Origin of the sequence: Janthinobacterium sp. NKUCC06_STL (genome assembly GCF_019345455.1) — a bacterium.
Lineage (GTDB): Bacteria > Pseudomonadota > Gammaproteobacteria > Burkholderiales > Burkholderiaceae_D > Janthinobacterium > Janthinobacterium rivuli.
Window position 1 is genome coordinate 872,393 of the sequence record NZ_JAHKQY010000001.1, and the last position, 25,019, is coordinate 897,411.

A 25,019-nucleotide genomic window follows, 5' to 3' on the forward strand; every position below is an offset into this window, starting at 1 on the left:
CCCTGTGCTGCCCCGGCGTCACTTTTCGCGCCGCAGCTTCGTCCGGGCGGCCGTGGGCGGCCTGGCCCTGGCGGCCGCGCCCGGCTTTGCGGCCGGCCTGCTGGCTGCGCCACCGGCCCGTCCGCTGGTATTCGCCCACCGCGGCGCCAGCGCCCTGCGTCCCGAGCATACCTTGGCGTCCTACGCCAAGGCCATCCTCGACGGCGCCGACTACGTCGAGCCGGACCTGGTCGCCACGCGCGACGGCATCCTCGTGGCGCGCCACGAAAGCAATCTGATCGACACCACCGACGTGGCGCGCCGGCCCGAGTTTGCCAGCCGGCGCGGCAAGAAGATGGTCGATGGCGAATGGCACGAAGGCTGGTTCGTCGACGACTTCACCCTGGCCGAACTGAAGACCCTGCGCGCCATCGAACGGCTGCCGAAAGTACGCACCGGCAACACCTTGTACGATGGACAATTCCAGATCCCGACCTGGGAAGAAATCATCGATTTTGTTGCAGCGCAATCAGCCGCCAGCGGACGCATCATCGGCCTCGTGCCGGAGCTGAAAAGCTCGACCTACTTCCGCGATGCGGGCCTGGCGCTGGAAGACCGCTTCCTGTCGACCCTGCTCGCGCACGAGTACACGCGCCGCGCGCCGATCGAAATCCAATCCTTCGAAGTGGCAAATTTGAAATACCTGCGCGAGAAACTGGGACGGCGCGCCAACGTGCGCCTGATGCAGCTGGTGGTGGGTGGCGATATCCGCCCGATGGACGTGGCCAAGGCAGGCGGCAAGCTGACCTTCGGGCAAATGATCACGCCAGCCGGCCTGCGCGACATCGCCGCCTATGCCGACGTGGTGGCGCCGCCCACGCGAGCAATCATCGCGCTGGGCGCCGACCAGCGCCTGGCAAAACCTTCGTCCATCGTCGACGATGCGCACCAGGCGGGCTTGCTCTTGCATACGTGGACCTTCCGCCCGGAAAACCGTTTCCTGGCGGCTGACTTCCGCGACGACAATGGCGAAAATGCGCGCAACGAAGCCGGTTCCGTGGCGGAAATGCGGCGCTACATCGAGACGGGACTCGACGGCTTTTTCAGCGACGATCCGGGTTTGGGACGCATCGCCGCAGGATAAACCGCAGGATAAACATTTCGTAACAAATTCATTTTCAGGGCGTGGCCGATGGCTACGCCCTTATTATTCGTTTCTTGAATTTCTGAAATTGGAATTTGAAATTGGACGCATATCGCAAACTCCATTATTGTGCAATGCAACAACAGACCATTCATGGAGGGCATATGTCCACTTTTACCAACACCTACAGCAACGACAACGACAACTACTTCAGCAACCTGGGCCGCGCCACGCGCGCTTTCCTGGGCGCCCTGCTCGCTTCCAAGCCGTACAGCGAACTGGCACAGAAGGAAGTCATCGCCACGAACATCAGCACCAGCAACGTCGAAGAACAGCGCTATGTGCGCCCAAGCAAGCGCGATATCGCCCTGCTGAACTCGGAAGCGGCCCGTTACGAAAACCTGATGCCGAACTTGGCCGCAGAATTGCGCTTCCTGGCGTCGCGCGGATAAAAAACACTGAAAGGATTTTTATATGATATTTCTCGAAACCGCACTGATCGCTGTCGCCGTCGTGGTCACCAGCATCCATTTTTACCTGATCTCGACCGGCAAGGCCCGTTTCTGATCAGCAAGCAGCAAGGCAGCAGCACGCCGCGCCATGCGGCCAGTCGTGTGCAGCAGTACAAGGTAAGAAGGTAACAAGGTAACAAAGTAGTCATGTGACAGGTCAGCCTGGCAATCGGTCCAGGCTGGCAAGCGGGAAGTAGTACTATCTTAGTGTGGCGCAGCGGCGTCCACCGGCGTTTCCAGCAGTGGCGGGGTTTGTCCCTTGCGCACGATCTGCACGAAAATCTCATTCTGTTTGACCATGCCCAGCTCGTAGCGGGCACGCTCTTCGACGGCGCCCGTCCCATCTTTCAGGTCGCGCACTTCGGATTCGAGCTTGGCGTTGCGCGCCTTCAATTCCATATTCTTTTTATTCGCCACCGCCACTTGGGCTTCCATGTCGGCAACACGCAGCCAGCCGCCTTTGCCCAGCCAGAGGGGAAATTGAATCAACAGCAGCAGGGCTGCCAGGGCGAGCGTAATCAGGCGCATGGGGTATTCAGTTAACAAACCGGCCGGATATCTCCGGCCGGCCAGTGGGTTTTACATCAGCTTACTTCAGATTATAGAACGCATCGCGGCCAGGGTAGCTGGCGATGTCGCCCAGATCTTCCTCGATACGCAGCAGCTGGTTGTACTTGGCCATGCGGTCCGAACGCGACATCGAGCCGGTCTTGATCTGCAGGGCGTTCGTGGCAACGGCGATATCGGCGATGGTCGAGTCTTCCGTTTCGCCCGAGCGGTGCGAAATGACGGCCGTGTAGCCGGCGCGCTTGGCCATTTCGATGGCGGCGAAGGTTTCCGTCAGGGTGCCGATCTGGTTGATCTTGATCAGGATCGAATTGGCGATGCCTTTCGAGATGCCTTCTTTCAGGATCTTGGTGTTGGTGACATACAGGTCGTCGCCGACCAGTTGCACTTTCTTGCCCAGTTCCGCCGTCAGAATCGCCCAGCCGTCCCAGTCGCCTTCATGCATCGCGTCTTCGATCGAGATGATCGGGTACTTGTCGCACCAGGTCGCCAGCAGGTTGGTGAACTCGGTAGCGGTCAGGCTCAGGCCTTCGCCTTCCATTTCGTACTTGCCGTTCTTGTAGAACTCGGACGCGGCGCAATCGAGGCCGATGGCGATCTGCGTGCCTGGCTCGTAGCCCGCTTCTTCGATAGCCTGGATGATCAGCTTGATGGCTTCTTCATGGTTGGCCAGCGATGGCGCGAAACCGCCTTCGTCGCCCACGTTGGTGTTCAGGCCCTTCTTGTGCAGGATCTTTTTCAGCGTGTGGAACACTTCCGCGCCGTAGCGGACGGCTTCCTTGAACGATGGCGCGCCCACGGGAATGATCATGAATTCCTGGATGTCCAGGTTGTTGTCGGCGTGTGCGCCGCCGTTGATGACGTTCATCATCGGCACTGGCATCTGCATGGCGCCCGAACCGCCGAAATAGCGGTACAGCGGCAAGCCCGCTTCTTCGGCGGCAGCCTTGGCAACGGCCATCGAGACGGCCAGGATGGCGTTGGCGCCCAGGCGCGATTTGTTTTCCGTGCCGTCCAGGTCGATGAGGGTACGGTCCAGGAAAGCCTGTTCATTGGCGTCCAGGCCCATGATGGCTTCGGAGATTTCGGTATTGATGTTTTCGCATGCTTGCAACACGCCCTTGCCGAAGTAGCGCTTGGCGTCGCCATCGCGCAATTCCACGGCTTCGCGCGAACCGGTCGAGGCACCCGACGGCACGGCCGCACGGCCCATCACGCCCGATTCCAGCAACACATCGCATTCGACGGTCGGGTTACCGCGCGAGTCCAGGATTTCGCGACCGATAATATCAACAATAGCACTCATGTCATTCTCCAAAGTTAAGCTTAACAGGGGGCTGCACACTGCGTTCTGATGCGCAATTGCACAAAGGGGGCAAAGAAACTCCCGGCGGGAACGATCTGGCCGGGAGCTGTCTTACGGGTAATACTGTCGCGATCGACCGCGTTATTGCGCAGCGGCGTTGGCTTCTTTGTGCGCCAGCGCTGCCTTGATGAACGAGGTAAACAACGGATGGCCGGTGCGTGGCGTCGACTTGAACTCAGGATGGTATTGCACGCCCATATACCATGGGTGGGAATTTTCACCCGTGCGTGGCAATTCCATGATTTCGCACAAATCTTCGCTCGGCGTGCGGGCCGACACGATCAGGCCAGCCGTTTCGACACGGGCCAGGTAGTGATTATTGGCTTCGTAGCGATGACGGTGACGCTCGGTCACCACGCTGCCGTAGATCTCGGCGGCGAGGGTGCCCGGATTGACGGCGCAGGTCTGCGCGCCCAGGCGCATGGTACCGCCCAGGTCCGAGTTTTCATCGCGCAACTCGACTTTACCATCGTGGTTTTGCCACTCATTGATCAGTGCAACGACAGGTTGATCCGTATCAAGGTCGAACTCGGTCGAATTCGCGTTCGGCATGCCTGCCTTGTTGCGCGCGTATTCGATCAGGGCCACTTGCATGCCCAGGCAGATGCCCAGGTAAGGGATCTTGTTTTCACGGGCGAACTGGGCCGCCTTGATCTTGCCTTCCACGCCGCGCTTGCCGAAGCCGCCCGGTACCAGGATGGCATCATACTTGCCCAGGTTCTCGCAACCGGTCGTTTCGATTTCTTCCGAATCGATGTACTCGATGTTGACGCGGCTTTCCGTGTGGATGCCGGCGTGGCGCAGCGCTTCGATCAGCGACTTGTACGACTCGGTCAGCTCGACATACTTGCCGACCATGCCGACGGTCACTTCCGCCTTCGGGTGCTCCATCGTGTAGATCAGCTTGCTCCAGATCGACAGGTCGGCCGGTGCCGGATCGAGGTCCAGCGCGTCGCAGATGATCTTGTCGAGGCCCTGGTCGTGCAGCATTTGCGGCACTTTGTAGATGGTGTCGACGTCCCACACGGAAATGACGGCCTGCTCTTCGATATTCGAGAACAGCGAGATTTTCGCGCGTTCGTCTTCCGGGATGGCGCGGTCGGCGCGGCACAGCAGCGCATTCGGCATGATGCCGATTTCGCGCAGCTTTTGCACCGAGTGCTGGGTCGGCTTGGTCTTCAGTTCACCGGCCGAGGCGATGTAAGGCACCAGGGTCAGGTGGACGAAAGCCGTGTTCTTGCGGCCGGCGCGCAGGCTCAGCTGACGCGCCGCTTCCAGGAAGGGCAAGGATTCGATATCGCCGACGGTGCCGCCGATTTCGCACAGGGCCACGTCGTAGCCTTCGGCGCCACGGCGGATGTAATCCTGGATTTCATTGGTGATATGCGGAATCACCTGCACGGTCTTGCCCAGATATTCGCCCCGGCGTTCCTTGCGGATCACCGATTCATAGATCTGGCCAGTGGTGAAGTTATTCACCTTTTTCATGCGAGTGGAAATGAAGCGCTCGTAGTGACCGAGGTCGAGGTCGGTTTCGGCCCCGTCATCGGTGACGAATACTTCACCGTGTTGCATAGGGCTCATCGTGCCAGGATCGACGTTGATATACGGGTCGAGCTTGAGCATGGTGACTTTAAGGCCGCGCGATTCGAGGATCGCGGCGAGGGAGGCGGCGGCAATCCCTTTTCCAAGGGAAGACACAACGCCACCAGTGACGAAGACAAATTTGGTCATTGCAGATGGTGCCGAACGGCACGTGCGGGAAATTGAAATTATACACTAAAGCCCGCCTGCGTCGCTCCCCGCGCGCGGAAATTTGCGGCAAATACCGACTATCCCTCCCCCTCCTGCTGTCTACGCACAACAAAATTGCAAGTTGGCAATAATTGAAATATTTCCAATTCCATACTTTGTGTGGGCGAGCGAACAGACCCTGCCGCGCCCTGGCGGCAGACTGGCATTTTCAACAGGAGGTCCATCATGAGCTACGAAGAACGCGACGCCTACGGCATGTATGTCAACCGCGGCCACAAAGGTCCCGGCCCCGAACTGATGGGCGCCGACACCCTGATCGGCGACCATGTGCACAACGCCAAGGATGAACATCTGGGCGAAATCAAGGAAATCATGATCGACATGCGCAGCGGCAAAATCGCCTACGCCGTCATGTCGCACGGCGGTGTCTTCACCATCGGCGAAAAGCTGTTCGCCGTGCCGTGGGAAGCGCTGCTGCTCGACACCGTCAACAAGCGCTTCACCCTCAACGTCGACAAGGAACGCATCGAAAACGCGCCCGGCTTCGATACGGATAACTGGCCGAACATGGCGGACCAAGCATGGGCGACGTCGATCCATAGCTATTATGGAACGACTCCACGCGAATATTAAACAGTTGGCCTCATTTGGGGTCAGACCCGCCGGGTCTGACCCCAGCTTTAAACTAGAAACGGTACTCCAGCCCCGCCACATACGTCCGGCCCCGCGCCGTGCTCAGCGGCGTGTTGTCCTGCGACTGGGACGGCATCGAGTTCAAACGGTTCAGCGCTTCCGAGAAATCCTTGTTCATGGCGTTTTGCACGGACAGGCGCAGGAACAGATTTTTTGTCACCTGCCAGCTCGCGTACAAGTCGATCACGGCCGGGATCTTTGGATTGTCGGCCTTGAGCACTTCGCCCGTCGCTTCATCGGCTTCATTGTCCGGCGACAGGCGGCGGTTCGAGCCCGTATGCTTGAGGATGGCGCCCACTTCCAGCTTGTTGTCCAGCAATCGCGTACCCACGTCGAGGTTGTAGTACACGCTGGGCAGCTCGCTGATGTCGGCCGCGCCAAACCAGGCACTGGCGATTGACGTGGGCTGGCGCGTCGTTTCACGCGTGTACGACAGGCGCGCATAGGCCGGCCCCAGCTGATATTGCGCTTCCAGCTCCCATCCGCGCGAATACACGGGCGTGGCCGAGTTGATGTAGATATACATGTTCGTCATGTAGTCATCCACATTCTGCCAGTCGTTGGCCAGCACTTCTGCGATATTGCACTTGCGGCCGCGGTCGCACACGAGGAAGGACTGACTGGTGATATAGCCGTCGATCTTGCTCTTGAAATACAGGGCCTTGAAGTTCAGCACGTCATTCTTGCTCAGCAAACCATGCAGGCTGGAATTGAAACCCAGCTGATAGGTGCTGGCCCGCTCGCCTTTCAAAAACGGATTCATCGAGGCCCCGCCGTCATTCGAGAAAAACACTTCCTGCGGATTCGGCCCGCGCATGGTGCGCTCGGCGCTGGCGAATGGCTGGAACCACGGCGTCACTTGCGCGGAAACGAGCAGCGAAGGATTGATGCCATGCTCCTTGAGCGCAATATTGCTCGCCCCTTGCGGGAAACATTGCACGCGCGGATCGCAGGCAGGCTTGTAGCCGGTCAAATCAAAGTGCGTGGTGTTGAGGCCCGCATTGACCTGCACAATCCCACGGTTGTATTGCAGGCCCGCATACAGGCTGCTGATCTTTTGCACGCCCTCGGGGCCAAACGTATTGTTTTCAATCGATTGCTGGTTCGCCTCGGGGTTGTCGGGATCGTCGACGAGGCTTTCCACGTGCTTGCTGTATTTATTGCGCATCAGCTTGCCGCCTATGGTCACCAGCGCGTCGCCACCGGCCAGTTTGAAACTGCTGGTGTTGTTGATGTCGATGGCGTCGGCGCGGTTGGCCGCATTCGTGTTGATGAAATTGGTCAGCGCCTCGGGCATGTATTTCTGGTTGCCGCGACTGCTGCTGGCTACCACATTGAGGTCGATCAATTCCGAAAACGGCGTGTAGTGATATTTCACGTAGTAGTCATTGCTCTGGATATCGCGGCGCGTAAACGTGTTGCGGTAATCGCGCGCCGACAATTCCAGCGCGTGGAAGTCGCTCAACTTGAGGTCCAGCTTCAGCAGTTGCGACTTGGGTTTCTGCTTGTAATAGCGGTTGTAGCCGAAACCGAATTCCTCGCTGTTGACGCCCTTGGCATTCTTGTAGTTGTTGCCGATCACGCTAGCGCTGGTGGCGGCCATGAAGCCCACGCTGCCACCATCGAAGGCGGGGTTTTTCATGGCCACGGCCAGCATGGCGCTGCGGCCCACGCCGTTATTGCCGGTCGACATCTTCGTGCGCACCCCCGTTTTTTCGCCGGCGAACACGACGTCATCGACGCCGATGGTGCGGAAATTGGCGCTGCCAGCCAATGCATTGACGCCGTCGCCGCCGACGACATTGCCGCGCGACACATCCACGCCGATGATGAAGTTCGGGTCGATCAGGGCGCCGAACTGGCTGCTGGGCACGCCGCCGTGCGACACGGACGACGGCGCGCTGCCATAGTAATTCTGGCTCACGCCATCGACCATCATGTTCACGCGCCCCAGGCCCGACAGGCCGCGGATGTTGACGCTGACGGCGCCCTGCGCCGGGTCGATCTGGGTAAACGTGCCCGGCATGCTGCGCACGATCTGGTCCACGGGCTGCAAGCGCGTATCGGCGCCGCGCGCACTGACGGCGCCCGGTTTTTCCAGCGCCTGCTGTTCCACGGGAACCGTTTCACCCGATACATTCAGCGGCGAAAATTCCACCTTGCCACTGTCTTGCGCCTGTTGCGCCCATGCCTGCTGCGCGAGCAAAGCCATGCAGATGCCCACGGCCTGCGTCATTGTCTTGATATGCATACACCCTCGATTTCTTATGTGATTGAAAAATTCAGCTGGCGCCGTGGCAGTTCCTGACGTCGAGCTTGAACGACACGGGCAAGGTGACCGTCACCGTGCCCTGTCGCAATACGCTGGCGGGCGGCGCCGGCAGCGGCTGCGCGCGCTGCAGCACTTGCAAGGCTTCGCGGTCGAGCAGCACCGTGCCCGACGAGGTGAGCAGTTCGCTGGCCAGCAGCTTGCCGTCGCGGTCTACCTGGAAGCGCACCCAGGCGGCGCCAGCCTTGTTGCGCTGGCGCGCATCGCCCGGATAGCGCTTGAAGTGGGCCAGATGGCCGAGCACCTGGCTTTGCCAGCTGGCCGGCGCCGCACTGGTCGACGGCATATCGCTGTTGAACGGCGCCGCCTGCGGACCGCGCATGGGGCTTGGCGCCGGTGTGGCGCTGCTGCTGGCCTGCGCGGGTAGTGACGCTTCCTTCGCGGCATCCTTGCCGGGATCGGGCGACGGACTGGTTTCCGCCTTCGCCTCTTTTTCCGCGGCGACGATGTCCGGCGCGGCGGCACGCGCCAGCACCGGTAGCGTCTCTTGCCTGACTGCACTCTTGGGCGGCCGGGCGGCGCTGGACGCCGCCGACTGGCGCGCGCCCACGGCATGCGCCACCTGTGTCTCGGGCGACATCGCTTGCGCGGCAAAGACCAGCATCACGCTGGCCGCCGGGTTGGCGGGCACGACGGTGACGGGTTGCCAGCTGGCCCACAACAGCAGCGCCAGCGCGGCGGCCGCCACCAGCGACGTGGCGATGCCCCAGCTCAATACCGGACGCGGATTCACCCGCCCTCCCGGCCCACCAGGCCCACTTTCAGATAGCCGGCCTGGCGCAGCGCGTCCATGACGCCCAGCACGTGTTCATATGTCGCTTGCTTGTCGGCCTGGAAAAACAGCGTGCGCTGGCGGTCGCCGCCCGTTTGCGCATCGAGCAAGCTGCCCAGCTGCTCGCGCGCCACGGGCGACTCCCCCAGGTACAGGCTGTGGTCGGCTTTCAGGGAAACGAACAGCGGTTTTTCGGGTCGCGGTTCGGGCTTGGCCGTGGCGGCCGGCAAGTCGATTTTCAGGTCGACGGTGGCCAGCGGCGAGACCACCATGAAAATGATCAACAGCACCAGCATCACGTCGATGAAGGGCGTGACATTGATCTCGCTCAACTCCGGCATATCGGCCGTGTCGTCGTCCGACGAAGGAAACAGGGACGCCATGGTTCAGGCCTGCTGGCGCGTGTCGAGGTCGCGGCTCAGCATCAACAGCACTTGCGCGGAAGCGGCGCGCAGCTGCGCCTTGTACTGGTTGATGCCGCGGCTGAGTACGTTATAAATGACAACGGCGGGTATCGCCGCCATCAGGCCCAGGGCGGTGGCCAGCAAAGCTTCCGCGATGCCAGGCGCGACTGTCGCCAGATTCGTGCTCTGGCTGACGGCGATGCCGATAAAACTGTTCATGATGCCCCACACGGTGCCAAACAGGCCGACAAACGGCGCCACGGCGCCGATGCTGGCCAGCAGGCCGATGCCTTGCGTCATGCTGCGTACATTGTGCGCGATCCACTGCTCCTGACGAAAGCCAACCCGCTCCTTCAGGGCCGCAGCCGGTGCATTGGCGTGCGACAACTTCAGTTCCTGCTGCACGTCGCCGAGCAGCTGCTGCGCCAGCATGGACGCCCCGCTCTTTGCTGCCGCGTCCGGCAAGGAGATCGCCGTCTTCAGCACAGCGACGGCTTGCGCCGCTTCGCGCCGGGCGTGCAGCAAACTGGCGCCTTTCACCAGCAAGACCACCCAGGTAGCCAGCGCGGCGAGCAGCAAGCCGATGAGCACGCTTTTGACGACCTGGTCTGCGGCGAAAAACATGCCCAGCGGCGACATGTCATGCGGCAAGGCGGACGCTTGCGCGGTGGCGTGACAGAGGGAAAGAACGGCACCGCAGCTGGCGGCTTTAAGAAAAAAGATACGCATGAGAACTTTGACAGGTAACAGGCATGGCTGCGCCAACGGCGCGCACGCGCATGCAAAAAAATCGGACGGACTACCTGGCTGCTGCGGGGGAGCTTGCTGGGGGAGAGTGCCGGGCAGAACGCCCGGCGGACATACAAAAAATTATTTGGCGCTGGCGACGGCAGGTGCAACAACCGGCGTGAACCAGACGAAATCGGCCTGCGGCGCCAGCACCGTGGCGCCCTGCTGCGCCAGCACCAGCACCAGCGGCGCCGCGCCACCCGTCAAGTCCTGCACGTGCAGCGGCACGCCCAGGTCCTTGTGCGCATGGTAGGCGCCGGCGATCAGCACGGCCGGCGCGGGCGCGGCCAGCAGGCGCTCGGCCATGCGGCGGTCGCGCTGCTGCTGCACCGACAGCATGGCAGCCAGGCGCGGTTCGTCGATCTGGTTGTCGTGCATGACGCGGATGATGTCCTTCAATTTCTCATGCACCTTGGCATCGTTGGCCAGGTTCGAGTGCTTGCCCTGCACGGCCGGCTTGTCGATAAACAGTTGCTTGATCTCGCTGCGGTCCAGGTTGGCCGACCAGACGGGATACGGCGCGCGCATCACGGTCATGACCAGATCGCCATATTGTTCCCACTTCCAGCTCGGCTGCCACGCCACCAGCTCGGCCACATGCTCTGGGCGCACGACGGGATCCGTCTGCAGCCATGGCTTGACCTTGTCCACCTTGGCCTGCTGGTCCGGGTTCAGCATTTCCAGCAGCACGCTTCCTTGCGGACGCTGGCCCTGCAGTTGCTGCAACAGCCACTGCTCGATCTGGTGATGGCTGAGCTGGTCATGCTGCTCGCCGACGATGACCCGCGGCGCGGCGGCCAGCTGGGCCAGCAATTGTTCGGCAGTCACGCGCTGGCCGCTGCGCAGGTCGACGATCTCGCCCAGCTGGCGCACGTCCTGCGCAGCGGCAGGCGCAACGGCGGTGGCGCCGGCACCGGTGACGGGTGCGACGCTGCTGCAGGCGCTCAAGGCCAGTACGCAGGCGGGCAGCACGGCGGCGAGGGACAGGGGAAATCTCATGGGCATGGCCTTTCGGATGGAAGCACGCATTGCAAAATAACTACTGGCGGGCATTTTAATGGAAATGATTCTCATTTACAACCAATGCACGGCACGCCATGAAAATTTTTTACAACTGGCAAAAATCAACGCTGGCGCCCGGCGCCCCCGATCTGTGCATGAAGACGTGCCTTCAGCAAAGGAACGGAAGCGGCCAATTCGGACCGATCCAGGAAAAAAGCACGGTTATCAGCGAGTTTCCCGATCATAAAATCAATAAAAGTCCTCACCCGCAGTGACTGTTCCGCTCGATGCCCGTAATAGATATAGATGGCGCCGCATTCGCTGACATGCTGCATGAGCAAAGGCACAAGCCGGCCGCTGCGGATATGCGGCATGGCCTCGAAACTACCTAGTTGTCCAATACCAAGACCCGATAACACAGCCTGTGTCTCCATCGCGGTGTCATTCACGCAAATGACTGCCGGGATGTCCCGATGCACAATCTCGTCGCCGATCTGAAACTGCCATTGCGCAACCTTGCCTGTATTTGCCCACCGATAGCCGGTGCAGCTGTGCTGGCTCAGTTCGTCTATCGTTTGAGGAGCGCCGTGGCGTTGGATGTAGTCCGGCGATGCGCAGACGATCAACTGGATGGGCATGAGCCGCCGCGCAATCGACCCAGCCGAAGGCGGCGGCCCACCCCGGAAGCCGACATCGGCGCGTCCGCTCACCAGGTCGGTGAACTGGTCATCGAGCTGGATGTCAAGCTGCACTTTGGGATTATGCTGCTGAAATAATTCAAAAAATTGCCAAAGCACCGAAAGCCCCAGCGACCGGGGAGCGTTGATGCGCAATATCCCGTTGACTTCTTCCTTGGACCGGCGCGCTTCGTCGAGGGACGACGACAGTATGGCAAGTGCCGGTTTCACGCTATCGAACAAGCGCTGGCCCTCTTCCGTCAAACTCAGCTTGCGCGTGGTCCGATGGAACAGGCGCACGCCAAGTGATTTTTCCAGCTGGATCACCGACTGGCTGGCCGCCTGTGGCGAAATGCCCTGGTCAATGGCCGCGCGCCACAGACTGCCCAGCGTTGCCGTGCGGACGAAGACGGTGATGGCGCGGATATCGTTCATGGAGCGATGATGATTAGCAAGTTTTAGTTGATTATCATTCTAGCATTTGACCACTAGTTCATGCCAATTTTTGCTTTTATCATTCGCCCCTTCACCACCTCGGGAGCAGAATGATGAATAACGTTCAACAGCATGAATTCAAGCGCGTCTGGTTAATCACCGGTGCGTCAAGAGGCATCGGCGCATTGATTGCAGAGGCGGCACTGGCGGACGGCAATGCGGTGGTCGCAACCGGGCGTAACGTCGCCGCGATCATCGAACGGCTTGGCACGTCCGCCGCGTTGCTGCCGATTGCGCTCGACGTGACGAATGAGGAGCAAACCAGGCTGGGCGTGCGCATTGCGCTGGAGCATTTTGGGCGTATTGACGTGCTCGTCAATAATGCGGGCTTCGGTCTGCTGGCTGCCGTGGAAGAGTCTGGCGATGCGGATGTGCGACGGATGTTTGACACGAATGTCTTCGGCTTGCTGAACGTGACGCGCGCCGTGCTGCCTATAATGCGGGCGCAGCGTTCCGGTCACGTAATCAATATTTCATCGATAGGCGGCTATCAGGCTGCAGCAGGATTCGGGGTGTATTCATCGACAAAATTTGCCGTCGAAGGCATCACCGAGGCCATGCATACCGAGCTCAAGCCACTGGGAATTCACGTCACTGTCGTCGAGCCAGGCTATTTCCGCACCGATTTCCTGGATGCATCGTCGCTGCTCGTAGCGCCCGATGAAATTGGCGATTACGCGGCGACTTCGGGCGCCGTGCGCAAACAGGCGTTGGCGCTGAACCACAATCAGCCCGGTGATCCCCAAAAATTGGCGGCCGCCATGCTCCGCCTTGCAGACGCGCCCCATCCGCCACTGCGTCTTCCCATGGGCACCGACACGCTGGCTGCGATTGCCGCAAAAAACGCCTTTGTGGCACAGGAAATGCATACGTGGCGCGACCTCTCCGCATCTACGGATTTTCCCGCCTGACAGAGCTTGACCGGGGTGGGCCATGCCTGAATTTTCCCATATGGACAATTCGCGGGCTACTCCGTACCTGATTCTTGAAACCACCTTGATATATCGCGTACGCAGGCGAGGAATAAAGCATGAGCACATCTGATTCTGTTGTCAAAGTTTTCCACCATCACCTACGGCGGATGTCAGGACGCGATCCGCACGAACCACACCGCGTCGCATCGTCCCTGGAATTGTTATTCGACCTGACTTTCGTCACATGCTTTGCGTTTGCCGCCGCCCAGTTTGCACACGCGCTCGCGGCAGGCCATTACGCCAGCGCACTCATCGGGTTTGGCTTCGCCAGCCTCTGCATCTGCTGGGCCTGGTTCAATTTCACCTGGTTTGCATCCGCCTACGACACTGACGACTGGATTTTCCGCATCACCACGATGGTACAGATGACGGGCGTGCTGGTGCTGGCGGTCGGCTTGCCGCGCCTGTTCTCGTCACTCGAACACGGCCAGCAGCTGGATAACTCGGTGATGGTACTCGGCTACGTGATCATGCGCGTGGCGCTGATATTTCAATGGTTGCGGGCAGCGAGGCAAGACCTCGCGCGGCGCCGCGCGTGCCTCACCTATGCCGCTGCCATTACGATTGCACAGATAGGCTGGATAGCGATTATTCTTTTCCCTTTCTCGATGGGCGTGACCATTGCCCTGGTTGTCCTCTGGTTTCTCATCGAGTTTGCCGGCCCCGTGCTGGCGGAGCGCCAGGATGGCGGTACGCCCTGGCACGCGGAGCACATTGCCGAACGCTACAGCCTGTTCGCCATCCTTGCCTTGGGTGAAGGACTGGTCGGTACGGTCGCGACCTTGTCTGCCGAAATGGAGCACCAGGGCTGGACGCTGGAAACGGCACTCGCTTGCATTGCAGGCGTCGGGCTGACCTTTGGCATGTGGTGGGTGTACTCCATTCTGCCGTCGGCGCATGTGCTGCACGTGCATCGCTCACGCGCTTTCATCTGGAGCTATGGGCAGATACTGATCATTGCATCTATTGTGGCAACGGGCGCGGGTCTTGACGTCGCGGCGAACCTGATTGAAAACAAGGCCCATATCGGCACACTCCCGGCCCTGCTCGCCACCGCGATTCCCGTGACCATTTTTCTCGCCTTGATTTATGCGCTCCACTATTTTCTTGTGCGCCGCTACGATCAACTGCATTTATGGCTTCTGCTCGCAACAGCTGCCGTCATCGCGACGGCGATCATGGCGGCGATCTTTGGCGCGAATATCGTTGAATGCCTCGGCATTCTGCTCTTTGCACCGGTCATCACGGTCGTCGGCTATGAGATACTGGGACATCGTCACCAGGGTGACATGCTCACGTCCCACTAGTGGCAGGGCCGCCGGCAGGCAAGCCCGATCAGCGCGGCTGATGCGAGAGTCCACCGATAAAATCCCCGAGCGCGGGGTAGAATAAAAAAAACGGAGGACTCGCGTGAATCAAACTGACCAGTTGGCGGTACTGAAAAAACCGCTGCCAGAATCCCTTGCTGCCGTACTTTTCCTGATCTTTGCCGACCGCTTTTCCATGACGCAAGCCATGCGTGAACACCATGGCCGCGACGAGTCGAGCTATCCCCCCATGCTGCCGGACGCCGTCATCTTCGCCCATTCCACCGAGGAAGTGGCGGCCGCCGTCAAGCTGTGCAGCGCGCACGACGTGCCCATCATCGCCTACGGCAGCGGTACGTCGCTCGAAGGCCACGTGCTGGCCCTGCATGGCGGCGTGACGATTGATCTGTCGCAAATGCACCAGATGGTGGCGGTGCATGCTGAAGACTTGACGGCCACCGTGCAGGCGGGCGTGACGCGCAAGCAACTCAACGAAGAAATCCGCGACACGGGCCTGTTCTTCCCCATCGACCCCGGCGCCAATGCATCGCTGGGCGGCATGGCAGCCACGCGCGCCTCTGGCACGAACGCCGTGCGCTACGGCACCATGCGCGAAAACGTGCTGGCCCTGACGGTGGTGACGGCCGATGGGCGCATCATCAAGACGGGGACCAGGGCGAAAAAATCGTCGGCCGGCTACGACCTGACGCGTTTGTTCGTCGGCAGCGAAGGGACGTTGGGCATCATCACGGAAGTGACGGTCAAACTGTATCCGCTGCCGGAAGCGATCTCGGCGGCCGTATGCTCGTTCCCCGGCACGGGCGAAGCCGTCAGCGCCGTGATCCAGACCATCCAGATGGGTATTCCTGTGGCACGGGTCGAGTTTCTCGATGAAAATGGCGTGAAAGCCATCAATGCCTACGACAAGATGGCGCTGCCGGAGAAACCCTTGTTGCTGTTTGAATTTCACGGCACGCCGGCCAGCGTGGCCGAGCAAGCGCAGCTGGTGCAAGCCATCACGGCCGAACACGGCGCCAGCGATTTCGAGTGGGCCAGCCGCCCCGAAGACCGCTCGCGCCTGTGGGCCGCGCGCCACAACGCGTATTTCGCGCTGCTGCAGATGCGCCCCGGCAGCCGCGCCATTTCCACCGATTGCTGCGTGCCGATTTCGCGCCTGGCCGAATGCATCCTCGCCACCAAGGCCGATTGCGAAACGCAGGGCCTCGTCTACGCCATCATCGGCCACGTCGGCGACGGTAATTTCCACGTGCAGATGCTGGTCGATCCCGACGACCCGGCCGACATCGCGCGCGCGGAAAAGGTCAACAGCGACATGGTCACGCGCGCCATCGGCATGGATGGCACGTGCACGGGAGAACACGGCGTGGGCATGCACAAGATGGCTTTCCTCGTGGAAGAACATGGCGAGGGCGCCATCGACACCATGCGCGCCCTCAAGCACGCGCTCGATCCGAAGAACATCATGAATCCGGGCAAGATCGTGCGCTGGTAATCAGGCCGTCAATTCCATGCGCATCGGCACGAAGGCGATGCCATCCATTTCCACCTTCGGCCCCGTGGCGACAAAGCCCAGGCTGGTGTACAGGGGCAAGGCATACATTGAGGAGTTGACGGTAAAGGCCGTCACATCGCCTTTGGCCAAGGACGCATCGCGGGCGGCCTGCCACAGCCGGCGCGCCATGCCGCGCCGGTGCAGGGCGCGCGGCACGAACATGTGGAACAGATGCGTGTTGTCACGCATCGCCACCACGCCGGCCAGTGCGCCGTCGATATACGCGAGCTGATACGCGTAGCGCGACTGCGACAGATAACCTTCGATGGCCGGCTGGCGGCAATGTTCGATGAATTTTTCCGCCCCCGCGCCGTCCGGGTGCAAGGTCAGAAAGGGCATCAGGTCGTCGATCAGGGCGACGATGGCGGGCGCATCGGCAACCAGGGCGGGACGCAGTATCGGTTCGGGTAATGTTGTCATATTCAAATAATGCCATGCCCTCCTCCCCGCCGGCAACTCTCAACAGAAATCCCGGCTGCTGGTGCGCAAGCGTCCCAGCAAATGCGACATGTCGACCAGGCGCTTGGCCACCAGATTGCGCACGATACCCTCGCGCTGCCACACGCCGTACACGCCCAGCAATGGCGCGCTCAGCACTTCGCGCCGCTGGCTTTCCACCAGGTCAGGCCAGACGATGACGTTGACGGTGCCCGTCTCGTCTTCCAGTGTCATGAAGATCACGCCCTTGGCCGTGCCCGGCCGCTGGCGCACGGTGACGATGCCGCAGGCGCGCGCCAGCTGGCCATCCGTGTAGCTGGCCAGCGCGGACGCGGGCAGGAAACGCTGTTCCAGCAATTGCCTGCGCAGCAGCGCCAGCGGGTGGCGGCCCAAAGTCAGGCCTTGCGCGCGATAGTCGCTGACGATGCTCTCGCCTTCCGTCGGTGCGGCCAGCACGGGCAAGTCTTCCTCTTGCGTGGTGACGCGCAGCAAATCCCTGTCGGGCACGGCGCCGGCCGCCTGCCATAAGGCCTCGCGCCGGTGGCCGGCCAGCGCGTGCAGCGCGTTGCCGGCTGCCAAGACCTGCAAGTCATGGCGGTCCAGGCCGCCGCGCCGCGCCAGATCGGCCACGTCGACAAAGGCGGTAATGGCGCGCGCATCCTCGATGCGCAGGGCCGCCTCCTCGCGCATGCCGAACAGGCTGTTCAAACCCAGGCGCACGGCGGGCGCCGCGCCCGTGCCTTCTTCCAATGCCGCTTCCCAGCCGCTGACGGCCACGTCGACGGGCAGCACCTGCACGCCATGCCGGCGACCATCCTGCACCAGTTGCGAGGGGCTGTAAAAGCCCATGGGCTGACTGTTGAGCAAGGCGCACAGGAAGGCGGCCGGTTCGTGGCATTTCAGCCAGGAACTGGCGTATGTCAGCAGCGCGAAACTGGCCGCGTGCGACTCGGGAAAACCGTATTCGCCAAAGCCCTCGATCTGACTGAAGATGGCCTCGGCAAACTTTTTCTCATAGCCATTGTCCACCATGGCATCGACGATGCGGTCATGGTAATTGTTCATGCCGCCCTTGCGTTTCCAGGCCGCCATGGCGCGCCGCAACTGGTCCGCCTCGCCGGGCGTGAAATCGGCGGCGATGATGGCCACCTGCATCACTTGCTCCTGAAAAATCGGGATACCCAGGGTGCGTCCCAGCGCCTTTTCCAGACCCTTCGGATAGTCGACCGGTTCTTTCTGCTGGCGCCGCTGCAGATACGGATGCACCATGCCGCCCTGGATGGGGCCGGGACGTACGAGCGCCACCTCGATGACGAGGTCGTAAAATTCACGGGGGCGCAGCCGGGGCAGCATGCTCATCTGGGCGCGCGACTCGATCTGGAACACGCCGATGGTGTCGGCCTCGCACATCATGTCGTAGGTGGCGGGGTCTTCGGCGGGAATATCCTGCAGGCGGAATTCCTCGCCGCGCCGCGCCCCCACCAGCTCCAGCGCGCGGCGCAGGGCCGACAGCATACCCAGCGCCAGCACGTCGACCTTCATCAAGCCCAGCTCCTCGAGGTCATTCTTGTCCCACTCGATGACGCTGCGCTCGGCCATGCTGGCGTTTTCAATCGGCACCAGGCGCGACAATTTTCCCTGTGCAATCACAAAGCCGCCCGGATGCTGCGACAGGTGGCGGGGAAAGCCCAGCAGTTGCTGCGCCAGGCCGGCCCACTGCTGCGACAGTTCCGCTTCCGGGTCGAGTCCGCATTCGGCCAGGCGTTCCAGCAGATCGCGCTTGCCATCGAACCAGCGGTGCGCCTTGGCCACTTTTTCCACGATGGCCAGGTCGATCCCCAGCGCCCGGCCGCTGTCGCGCAAGGCGCTCTTCGGACGGTAGCTGATCACCACGGCTGCCAGCGCGGCCCGCTCGCGCCCATATTTTCCGTAGATATATTGAATCACCTCCTCGCGCCGCTGGTGCTCGAAATCGACGTCGATATCGGGTGGCTCGTTGCGTTCGCGCGACATGAAGCGCCCGACCAGCGAATTGCCCCGTGCCGGGTCCACTTCCGTGATGTGCAGGCAATAGCAGACGGCCGAATTGGCGGCCGAGCCCCTGCCCTGGCACAGGATATTTTGCGAGCGGGCAAAGCGCACGATGTCGTACACGGTCAAAAAGTAGGCTTCATACGACAGCTCGGCAATCAGTTCCAGTTCCTGCTCGATCTGCTCCTGCACGTTGGCCGGAATTCCCAGCGGAAAGCGGCTGCGCGCGCCCGCATACGTTTCCTCGCGCAGATAGGTCGCCGGCGTGTGGCTGCCCGGCACCAGCTCGACTGGATAGTCATAGCGCAGGCTGTCGAGGGAAAATGTGCACTTCTTGGCGATGCGCACGGTTTCCGCCAGCGCCTGCGGCGGATACACATTGGCCAGGCGCAGGCGCGCGCGCAGATGCTGCTCCGCATTTTGCGCCAGCGCGTAGCCGCACTCGCCCACGGGTTTGCCCACGCGTATCGCGCACAGGGTGTCGAGCAGGGGCTTGCGCGAACGCACGTGCATGCACACGTGACCCACAGCCACCACGGGCAAGCCCTGCGCCTGCGCCGCCTCCTGCACGGCGCTGCGGTGTGCGTCATCCTGCGCCCGCTGCAGCAGGTTCAGGCCGATCCAGCTGCGCTCGCCGCCAAAGGTGGCCGCCATCCACGTCCCCTGCGCGCGCACGGTTTCCAGCTGGGCCGGATAGCTGGGCAGCAAGATCATCAGGCAGCCGGGTAGCCCCTGCAAATGGGCATACTCGGTCGAGGGCGCGGCGAAATCGTCGGGCGTCAGCAAATAGCGCCCCTTGGCCGCCCGCGTGCGCGCCATCGTGATCAGTTCCGACAAATTGCCGTAACCGTCGATGTCCTGCACCAGCGCCAGCAGGGACAGGGCCGGACTGCCGTCGGCCTGCGTCAAGTGAAAATGCGCGCCGATGATCAGCGGAAAACCGGCCCGCTTGGCCGTCGCATGCGCGCGCACGACGCCCGCCAGCGAGCACTCGTCGGTAATGGCCAGCCCCTTGTAGCCGAGCTGGACGGCGCGCGCCACCAGCTCTTCCGCATGCGAGGCCCCATGCAGGAAGCTGAAATTGCTCAGGCAGTACAACTCAGCATACTCGGGTAAGACGGCGCCCCACATGATCTACCTCAATACTGTATATAAACACAGTATATTATACTCATCTGGAAAAGGTGGCCGGGAAGCGCAACGACTGTTGATCTAGAAAGTCAACTGCTGAGAGCATGAAAAGTCAATGCGCGACAATGCGAAACTCCGTCGCGGTGGCGATGGGGCGAACTTGATTGCGCTCCCGTTTCAGTTCCACGATGCCGTAGTTGGACATGGTTTTCAATGTGCGCGACAGATTGCTCGGTTTACGGCCTGTTGTTTCAGCCAATGCGGAGATGGATTCCGGTTGCGTTTCCAGAATCACGTGCAGCAATGCCCGGTTTTCGTCGCTCAGGACTTCCGCCAGCGATTTGATGGAAGTGAACCAGACTTTAGGTTCGTTCGGCTTCGGTTTATAGGTACCGCTAGCGATAGCCAACACGCGTTCGCGGATTTTCTCTTGCGGCATGATGCCAATAAAAATCGGTTTCATTGTTTTTTTACCTCCAGCAAAACGCGGTCCACGTCAGCAAAGAAATCAGTGATCAGATGCTGCGCATCCTTGAATTCATAAGGCACTCCCTGATCCGACGGATGCCGGTGTTTATGGTCAAAAGCCACGATACGTCCCGCATATTTGAATTTCTTTGGCGGCTTTACCATGTGCGCATTGTCGTAACCGAGGATGCGTTTACCATACGGTTCGTGCAGCGTCAGAGAATAGCGTATGCCGTGAGGGATCTCATCCGATACCTTCGTCCGTTTGGCCTCTATCTTGACCCAATAGCCGCCATCCTGATCGAGGATGCAACCGTCGAGGTCCAGCAATGTATCAATGGCAGGATCGATCCACATGCGACAAAGTATATCATCTGTTGATATGCCACTTCTACGAAATGATCAATAAGCAGAGCCTTGGGACTACAGTCGACCAAGACATCCTGAAGCTTTGCACGGATTTTCGTTTATGCTCGTGTTTTACCGTTCACATCGCCCGCCATGATCGTCCATCTCTTGAAATGTTTCGGCGCCGCACCCGGTGGCGGCAATGCGGCGCTGGTCGTGGAAAACGACGGCAGCAGCGAAACGGCGCGCCAGCAATTCGCCCGCGAGCGCCAGGTCAGCGCCTGCGTCTTCATCGACCGGCAGGCGGACGGCGCGGAGGGATGCCTCGTGCTCGACTATTTTTATCCGCACACGCGCAGTCCGCTGTGCCTGCACGCCACCCTGGCGGCCGCGCATGTGCTGCTGACGGCGCCTGGCGCCCCGGCAACCCTGACGGTCACCACGGCCATGCGCGGACAAGCCTTGCAACTGGTGTACAACACAGCCGGTCTGTTTATCGGCCTGGCGCCGCAGCCAGCACCGTTCGTCATGCTGGAAAAATATGTGCCGTCCGAACTGATGGGCCAGCACATGCACTTGCTGTCGCCGCCCGTCATCGCCTCCGTCGGCAGCCCGAAACTGCTGCTGGAAGTGGCCGACCGCACCACCCTGCGCGCGCTGCGGCCGAACCTGGAACTGATCGCCGACTGGAGCGCTTTACATCAAATCAATGGCTGCTATGCGTATTGCCGTACGGGCGAGCATGAATACGAGGGGCGCAACTTCAACCACCTCGATCCGGCACTGGAAGACAGCGCCACGGGCGTGGCGGCAGGCGCGCTGTCAGCCCATTTGCAACAGTCGCTGCGCCTGCATCAGGGCCACGTGACGCAGCAGCCATGTTTGATCGAGGTGCAATACAGCCCTGTGGAAATCCTGGTGGGCGGCATGGTGCAACGCAGCACCTGAACGGGGCATGCCGCACCAGTACAAGGCAAGCCAGGCAGCGGCGAAAAGATAATCAACCAGGAAACAACAGTTACTACAAATTTGTAATAACAAAACAAAGTATCGCTGGTGAATGATGAAATGATGGCACTAGAATCAAGTCACGAATCTTGCTCATCAGCCACTTGGAGATACTGCGTGCCGACCCTCACCACCTTGCGTAAAGCAGTCCTCATCAGCCTGTACGGCAGCGCCGCCATGGCCGCCTTCAGTCCCGCCGCCATGGCGCAGAGCAACGACCCTGCGGCCACGGACGGCCCCGTGCAAACGGTCAGCGTGGTCGGCTCGCGCCGCGTCGCCAGTTCCGCCACCGATACCATGGTGCCGGTCGATATCATTCCGATTTCCAAGGTGGCCGAGCAAGGCGGCCAGTTCGACCTGGCGCAATCGCTGCAATACATCTCGCCCTCGTTCAATTCCACGCGCCAGACGGGCGCCGACGGGGCCGACCTGATCGACTCGGCCGCCCTGCGCGGCCTCGGTTCCGACCAGACCCTCGTGCTGGTCAACGGCAAGCGGCGCCACACGACGGCCCTGGTCAACCTGTTCGGCGCCCGCAACCGCGGCAACACGGGCACGGACATGAATGCGATTCCTTTGCTGGCCATCAAGAACGTGCAGGTGCTGCGCGACGGCGCCGCCGCCCAGTACGGCTCGGATGCCATTGCCGGCGTGATCGACATCGAACTGAAGAAAAGCCTGGGCTGCGAAGCGGTGGCCGGCTACAGCCAGTATTCCGAAGGCGACGGCAAGAATTACATGACCTCAGCCTATTGCGGCATCGCGCTGGGCGACAAGGGTACCCTGGCCATCACGGGCGAATACCTGGACCGGGGCCGCTCGAACCGCGCCGATTCCGACAGCATGCGCATCATCGGCGACACCAAATCCAAGAACAAAACCCTGTATGTGAATGGCGACTACGCCACCAGCGGCACGGGCAAGCTGTACTTCACGGCCGGCGCGCAGACGCGCGATGCCTCGAGCGCCGCGTTTGGCCGGGGCGGCATCGGCAGCGACGACATTCCATCGCGCAATTCGGCCGCCATGTACCCGGACGGTTTCGTGCCCTTCATTAACGGCAAGATCGACGACCAGTACGCCACCATCGGCCACCGCAGCCAGATCGGCGAATGGCATGCGGACTTTTCGCAGACCTATGGCTACAACAAGATGCGCTACGACATCAGCAATACGCTGAACGCATCGATCGCCAACCTTGACCTGATGAACGGCGGCAAGGGTGTCAGCGCCAGCAGCTTTGACGCAGGCGGCTTCTCGTTCCAGCAACTGACCAGCAACGCCGATTTCAGCCGCTACTACGACACGGTGATGCGCGGCATGAACGTGGCCTTCGGCGCCGAATACCGCAGCGAGGAATACAAGATCATGGCCGGTGAACAGGCCTCCTACATCGACGCGGACGGCGTGGGCGTGGGCGGCAATGCGGGCAGCCAGGGCTTCCCCGGCTTCCAGCCCGGCGACGCCACGAAGGCCAAGCGCCACAGCATCGCCGCGTATGGCGACGTGGAACTGGAATGGACGGAGCGCCTGAAAACCCAGGCCGCCCTGCGCTATGAAAAATTCAGCGATTTCGGCTCCACCGTGACGGGCAAGCTGGCCGGCAGCTACAAGCTGGCGCCGAACGTGCTGCTGCGCGGTTCGGCCAGCACGGGTTTCCGCGCGCCATCGTTGCAGCAAGTGTATTTCTCGTCCACCTTCACCGACTTCATCGGCGGCGTGCCCACCGACGTGGTGCTGGCGCCGAACGGCGGCACCGTCGCCAACGCGGCCGGCATTCCCAAGTTGAAAGAGGAAAAATCCACCAGCTTTACCTTGGGCACCACCTGGACACCCACGCAAGCCATCTCCGTCACGGCCGACCTGTACAACATCAAGATCAAGGACCGCATCGTGCTGTCGGGCCGCTTCAATGCCGACAACTATCCGGACCTGGCCGCGCGCCTGGCCCTGCTAGGCGTGGGCGAGGCGCAATTCTTCGTCAACTCCATCGACACGCGCACGCGTGGGCTGGACCTGACCGCCTCGCACAAGGGCGAGCTGGCCGGCAACCGCCTGAACACCTTCCTGGCCTTGAACTTGAGCAAAACGGAAGTGACGAAAGTCAAGACGCCCGCCTCGCTGACGGGCTTCGAGGATGTCTTGCTGTCCGAGCGCGAACGCCTGTTCATCGAACAGGGCGGCCCGCGCGCGAAAGCCACCCTGGGCTTCGACTACATCACGGGCAAGCTGGAGTCCGACCTGCGCGTCATCTACTTTGGCCCGCAAACCCTGGGTACCTTCAGCGGCACGGCTGAAGGCGTACCGAACGCCCGCTACAAGGCCAAGACGTCCGCCGACCTGAGCTTCACCTACAGTATCAACAAAAATACTAAGCTGACCTTTGGCGGCAACAACATCTTCAACGTCAAGCCCACCACGCAAAACGCGGACGAGACGGATAACGGCTTCAAATACGACAGCGTGCAATTCGGCCTGAACGGCGCCTCGTATTTCGGACGGCTGTGGGTGAAGTTCTGATCACCTTGCCTGCGTAAGAAAACAGCGGCTGCGCCAGCATGGGCAGCCGCTGTTTTTCATGCTGGCGTCCATACACTCACGTCCAGTCTGGATTATCGCTTGATTTGAAATGATGAAACAGCGACTCGTAAGGCCAGCCGTCCTCGGCCACGACACTGCAATCGGTGGCGCGTACGCAGTCATGCAGCAATTTGACTGGATCAGCAATAACAGGAACAGGTAATGTATCCAATATCCGTTTCCTGGCAGCAGAAAATTCGGCATATTCGTCTACGTAGTCCTGCTCGCTGAACCGAGCGGCCTGTCGCATCTCTTTCAAGTTGCCACCCTCTGAAAATTTGAGCAGGTCGCGCCAGTAAGGCAGCGCCAGCATCATGGCAATCAACTCCGTGAGATTGGTGGCGATACAGCCCGCCTGCCCCTCGGATGTAACATACAGGACAGGGCGTCGTTCGACCTCGCCATCACCGTACGCCAGAAAAACGCCACCGCTGCTTTCACCGGCCAGTACCATGAAAGGATGTTCTGGCTGCAGCGTGATCCAGGAGCTGTCCCGAGCGGCGCGGCCAAGGTCAAAATCGCAATGCGATGCGAGCTCGTCCATCACAGTTTGCGATTCTTGTATATCAGCAAGAATAATCATAATAGAGAAACAACCTTCAGTGCGATAGGTGAAAAGCCATGGACTATCCGCTTGCTTCGTAGGGGAACGTGCCCCCTTGGCCCGCCCCAGCGGC

The 25,019-nt window shown here is 60.9% G+C and carries 22 protein-coding genes; 8 read left to right on the top strand and 14 right to left on the bottom strand.

Annotated features, from left to right (window positions below; genetic code table 11):
* The first annotated feature begins 4 nt into the window (after positions 1-4).
* Positions 5-1,123, top strand: coding sequence for a glycerophosphodiester phosphodiesterase (locus KO539_RS03920; RefSeq protein ID WP_374106366.1), 1,119 nt, complete (start codon positions 5-7; stop codon positions 1,121-1,123).
* A gap of 164 nt (positions 1,124-1,287) precedes the next feature.
* Positions 1,288-1,575: a hypothetical protein gene (locus tag KO539_RS03925; RefSeq protein WP_099379086.1), complete on the top strand. Its 288-nt coding sequence runs from the start codon at positions 1,288-1,290 to the stop codon at positions 1,573-1,575.
* Positions 1,576-1,839: 264 nt separating this feature from the next.
* On the opposite strand, the gene ftsB is transcribed toward KO539_RS03925, so the two are convergent.
* The 3 genes from ftsB to KO539_RS03940 all read right to left on the bottom strand — a co-directional run bounded on the left by ftsB (position 1,840) and on the right by KO539_RS03940 (position 5,302).
* Positions 1,840-2,163, bottom strand: a complete 324-nt coding sequence (ftsB, locus tag KO539_RS03930; RefSeq protein WP_035821182.1) for a cell division protein FtsB — start codon at positions 2,161-2,163, stop codon at positions 1,840-1,842.
* 61 nt (positions 2,164-2,224) lie between these two features.
* On the bottom strand, positions 2,225-3,508 hold the full coding sequence (gene eno, locus KO539_RS03935) for a phosphopyruvate hydratase (RefSeq protein WP_034750709.1): 1,284 nt from the start codon (positions 3,506-3,508) through the stop codon (positions 2,225-2,227).
* A gap of 141 nt (positions 3,509-3,649) precedes the next feature.
* Complete coding sequence (locus KO539_RS03940) at positions 3,650-5,302, bottom strand: CTP synthase (protein WP_219307409.1); 1,653 nt, start codon at positions 5,300-5,302, stop codon at positions 3,650-3,652.
* Positions 5,303-5,548: 246 nt separating this feature from the next.
* Here KO539_RS03940 and KO539_RS03945 point away from each other — a divergent pair, with 246 nt between their 5' ends.
* Positions 5,549-5,956 carry a PRC-barrel domain-containing protein gene (locus KO539_RS03945; protein WP_034750714.1) on the top strand — a complete coding sequence of 136 codons (408 nt, stop codon included), beginning with the start codon at positions 5,549-5,551 and terminating at the stop codon, positions 5,954-5,956.
* Positions 5,957-6,008: 52 nt separating this feature from the next.
* On the opposite strand, the gene KO539_RS03950 is transcribed toward KO539_RS03945, so the two are convergent.
* The 6 genes from KO539_RS03950 to KO539_RS03975 form a co-directional block, all read right to left on the bottom strand.
* On the bottom strand, positions 6,009-8,267 hold the full coding sequence (locus KO539_RS03950; RefSeq protein WP_219307410.1) for a TonB-dependent receptor domain-containing protein: 2,259 nt from the start codon (positions 8,265-8,267) through the stop codon (positions 6,009-6,011).
* A gap of 31 nt (positions 8,268-8,298) precedes the next feature.
* The gene (locus KO539_RS30565; protein WP_219307411.1) at positions 8,299-9,078 is read right to left on the bottom strand and encodes a TonB family protein; all 780 of its coding nucleotides are present in this window, start codon (positions 9,076-9,078) and stop codon (positions 8,299-8,301) included.
* Positions 9,075-9,500 (bottom strand): TonB system transport protein ExbD, encoded by a 426-nt coding sequence (gene exbD / locus KO539_RS03960; protein WP_219307412.1) that lies wholly within the window; start codon positions 9,498-9,500, stop codon positions 9,075-9,077. The genes KO539_RS30565 and exbD overlap by 4 nt, the downstream gene beginning before the upstream one ends.
* 3 nt (positions 9,501-9,503) lie before the next feature.
* Positions 9,504-10,250 carry a tonB-system energizer ExbB gene (gene exbB / locus KO539_RS03965; protein ID WP_219307413.1) on the bottom strand — a complete coding sequence of 249 codons (747 nt, stop codon included), beginning with the start codon at positions 10,248-10,250 and terminating at the stop codon, positions 9,504-9,506.
* Positions 10,251-10,391: 141 nt separating this feature from the next.
* Positions 10,392-11,309 (bottom strand): ChaN family lipoprotein, encoded by a 918-nt coding sequence (locus KO539_RS03970; protein WP_219307414.1) that lies wholly within the window; start codon positions 11,307-11,309, stop codon positions 10,392-10,394.
* Positions 11,310-11,434: 125 nt separating this feature from the next.
* Positions 11,435-12,424 (bottom strand): LysR family transcriptional regulator, encoded by a 990-nt coding sequence (locus tag KO539_RS03975; protein WP_219307416.1) that lies wholly within the window; start codon positions 12,422-12,424, stop codon positions 11,435-11,437.
* A 113-nt stretch (positions 12,425-12,537) separates the two neighbouring features.
* Here KO539_RS03975 and KO539_RS03980 point away from each other — a divergent pair, with 113 nt between their 5' ends.
* From KO539_RS03980 to KO539_RS03990, 3 genes are all read left to right on the top strand, one after another.
* Positions 12,538-13,395: an oxidoreductase gene (locus KO539_RS03980; RefSeq protein WP_219308596.1), complete on the top strand. Its 858-nt coding sequence runs from the start codon at positions 12,538-12,540 to the stop codon at positions 13,393-13,395.
* Between the two features lie 119 nt (positions 13,396-13,514).
* On the top strand, positions 13,515-14,765 hold the full coding sequence (locus KO539_RS03985) for a low temperature requirement protein A (RefSeq protein WP_219307418.1): 1,251 nt from the start codon (positions 13,515-13,517) through the stop codon (positions 14,763-14,765).
* Between the two features lie 103 nt (positions 14,766-14,868).
* Positions 14,869-16,278 (top strand): FAD-binding oxidoreductase, encoded by a 1,410-nt coding sequence (locus tag KO539_RS03990; RefSeq protein ID WP_374106334.1) that lies wholly within the window; start codon positions 14,869-14,871, stop codon positions 16,276-16,278.
* Here the strand turns inward: KO539_RS03990 and KO539_RS03995 are convergent, their stop codons facing one another.
* From KO539_RS03995 to KO539_RS04010, 4 genes are all read right to left on the bottom strand, one after another.
* Positions 16,279-16,758, bottom strand: coding sequence for a GNAT family N-acetyltransferase (locus KO539_RS03995; RefSeq protein WP_257626098.1), 480 nt, complete (start codon positions 16,756-16,758; stop codon positions 16,279-16,281).
* A gap of 39 nt (positions 16,759-16,797) precedes the next feature.
* Complete coding sequence (locus KO539_RS04000) at positions 16,798-19,938, bottom strand: error-prone DNA polymerase (RefSeq protein ID WP_219307420.1); 3,141 nt, start codon at positions 19,936-19,938, stop codon at positions 16,798-16,800.
* Positions 19,939-20,050: 112 nt separating this feature from the next.
* The gene (locus tag KO539_RS04005) at positions 20,051-20,401 is read right to left on the bottom strand and encodes a transcriptional regulator (protein WP_219307422.1); all 351 of its coding nucleotides are present in this window, start codon (positions 20,399-20,401) and stop codon (positions 20,051-20,053) included.
* Complete coding sequence (locus KO539_RS04010; protein ID WP_219307424.1) at positions 20,398-20,763, bottom strand: DUF6516 family protein; 366 nt, start codon at positions 20,761-20,763, stop codon at positions 20,398-20,400. Before KO539_RS04010 ends, KO539_RS04005 begins: the two co-directional genes overlap by 4 nt.
* Positions 20,764-20,907: 144 nt before the next feature.
* Between KO539_RS04010 and KO539_RS04015 the strand changes: the two genes are divergently transcribed.
* Together KO539_RS04015 and KO539_RS04020 are read left to right on the top strand one after the other, a co-directional pair.
* Entirely contained in the window at positions 20,908-21,702 is a 795-nt protein-coding gene (locus KO539_RS04015; protein WP_219307426.1) for a PhzF family phenazine biosynthesis protein, read from the top strand.
* Positions 21,703-21,879: 177 nt separating this feature from the next.
* Complete coding sequence (locus tag KO539_RS04020) at positions 21,880-24,282, top strand: TonB-dependent receptor (protein ID WP_219307428.1); 2,403 nt, start codon at positions 21,880-21,882, stop codon at positions 24,280-24,282.
* Between the two features lie 76 nt (positions 24,283-24,358).
* Here KO539_RS04020 and KO539_RS04025 read toward each other — a convergent pair whose 3' ends face one another.
* On the bottom strand, positions 24,359-24,886 hold the full coding sequence (locus KO539_RS04025; protein ID WP_219307430.1) for a hypothetical protein: 528 nt from the start codon (positions 24,884-24,886) through the stop codon (positions 24,359-24,361).
* Between the last annotated feature and the right edge of the window lie 133 nt (positions 24,887-25,019).

Bases quoted from the DNA above. Each gene is read 5' to 3' on its own strand.
- KO539_RS03925 (WP_099379086.1), top strand. From the start codon at position 1,288: ATGTCCACTTTTACCAACACCTACAGCAACGACAACGACAACTACTTC.
- ftsB (WP_035821182.1), bottom strand. From the start codon at position 2,163: ATGCGCCTGATTACGCTCGCCCTGGCAGCCCTGCTGCTGTTGATTCAA.
- eno (WP_034750709.1), bottom strand. From the start codon at position 3,508: ATGAGTGCTATTGTTGATATTATCGGTCGCGAAATCCTGGACTCGCGC.
- KO539_RS03940 (WP_219307409.1), bottom strand. From the start codon at position 5,302: ATGACCAAATTTGTCTTCGTCACTGGTGGCGTTGTGTCTTCCCTTGGA.
- KO539_RS03945 (WP_034750714.1), top strand. From the start codon at position 5,549: ATGAGCTACGAAGAACGCGACGCCTACGGCATGTATGTCAACCGCGGC.
- KO539_RS03950 (WP_219307410.1), bottom strand. From the start codon at position 8,267: ATGCATATCAAGACAATGACGCAGGCCGTGGGCATCTGCATGGCTTTG.
- exbD (WP_219307412.1), bottom strand. From the start codon at position 9,500: ATGGCGTCCCTGTTTCCTTCGTCGGACGACGACACGGCCGATATGCCG.
- exbB (WP_219307413.1), bottom strand. From the start codon at position 10,250: ATGCGTATCTTTTTTCTTAAAGCCGCCAGCTGCGGTGCCGTTCTTTCC.
- KO539_RS03970 (WP_219307414.1), bottom strand. From the start codon at position 11,309: ATGAGATTTCCCCTGTCCCTCGCCGCCGTGCTGCCCGCCTGCGTACTG.
- KO539_RS03975 (WP_219307416.1), bottom strand. From the start codon at position 12,424: ATGAACGATATCCGCGCCATCACCGTCTTCGTCCGCACGGCAACGCTG.
- KO539_RS03980 (WP_219308596.1), top strand. From the start codon at position 12,538: ATGAATAACGTTCAACAGCATGAATTCAAGCGCGTCTGGTTAATCACC.
- KO539_RS03985 (WP_219307418.1), top strand. From the start codon at position 13,515: ATGAGCACATCTGATTCTGTTGTCAAAGTTTTCCACCATCACCTACGG.
- KO539_RS03995 (WP_257626098.1), bottom strand. From the start codon at position 16,758: ATGACAACATTACCCGAACCGATACTGCGTCCCGCCCTGGTTGCCGAT.
- KO539_RS04000 (WP_219307420.1), bottom strand. From the start codon at position 19,938: ATGTGGGGCGCCGTCTTACCCGAGTATGCTGAGTTGTACTGCCTGAGC.
- KO539_RS04005 (WP_219307422.1), bottom strand. From the start codon at position 20,401: ATGAAACCGATTTTTATTGGCATCATGCCGCAAGAGAAAATCCGCGAA.
- KO539_RS04010 (WP_219307424.1), bottom strand. From the start codon at position 20,763: ATGTGGATCGATCCTGCCATTGATACATTGCTGGACCTCGACGGTTGC.
- KO539_RS04015 (WP_219307426.1), top strand. From the start codon at position 20,908: ATGATCGTCCATCTCTTGAAATGTTTCGGCGCCGCACCCGGTGGCGGC.
- KO539_RS04025 (WP_219307430.1), bottom strand. From the start codon at position 24,886: ATGGACGAGCTCGCATCGCATTGCGATTTTGACCTTGGCCGCGCCGCT.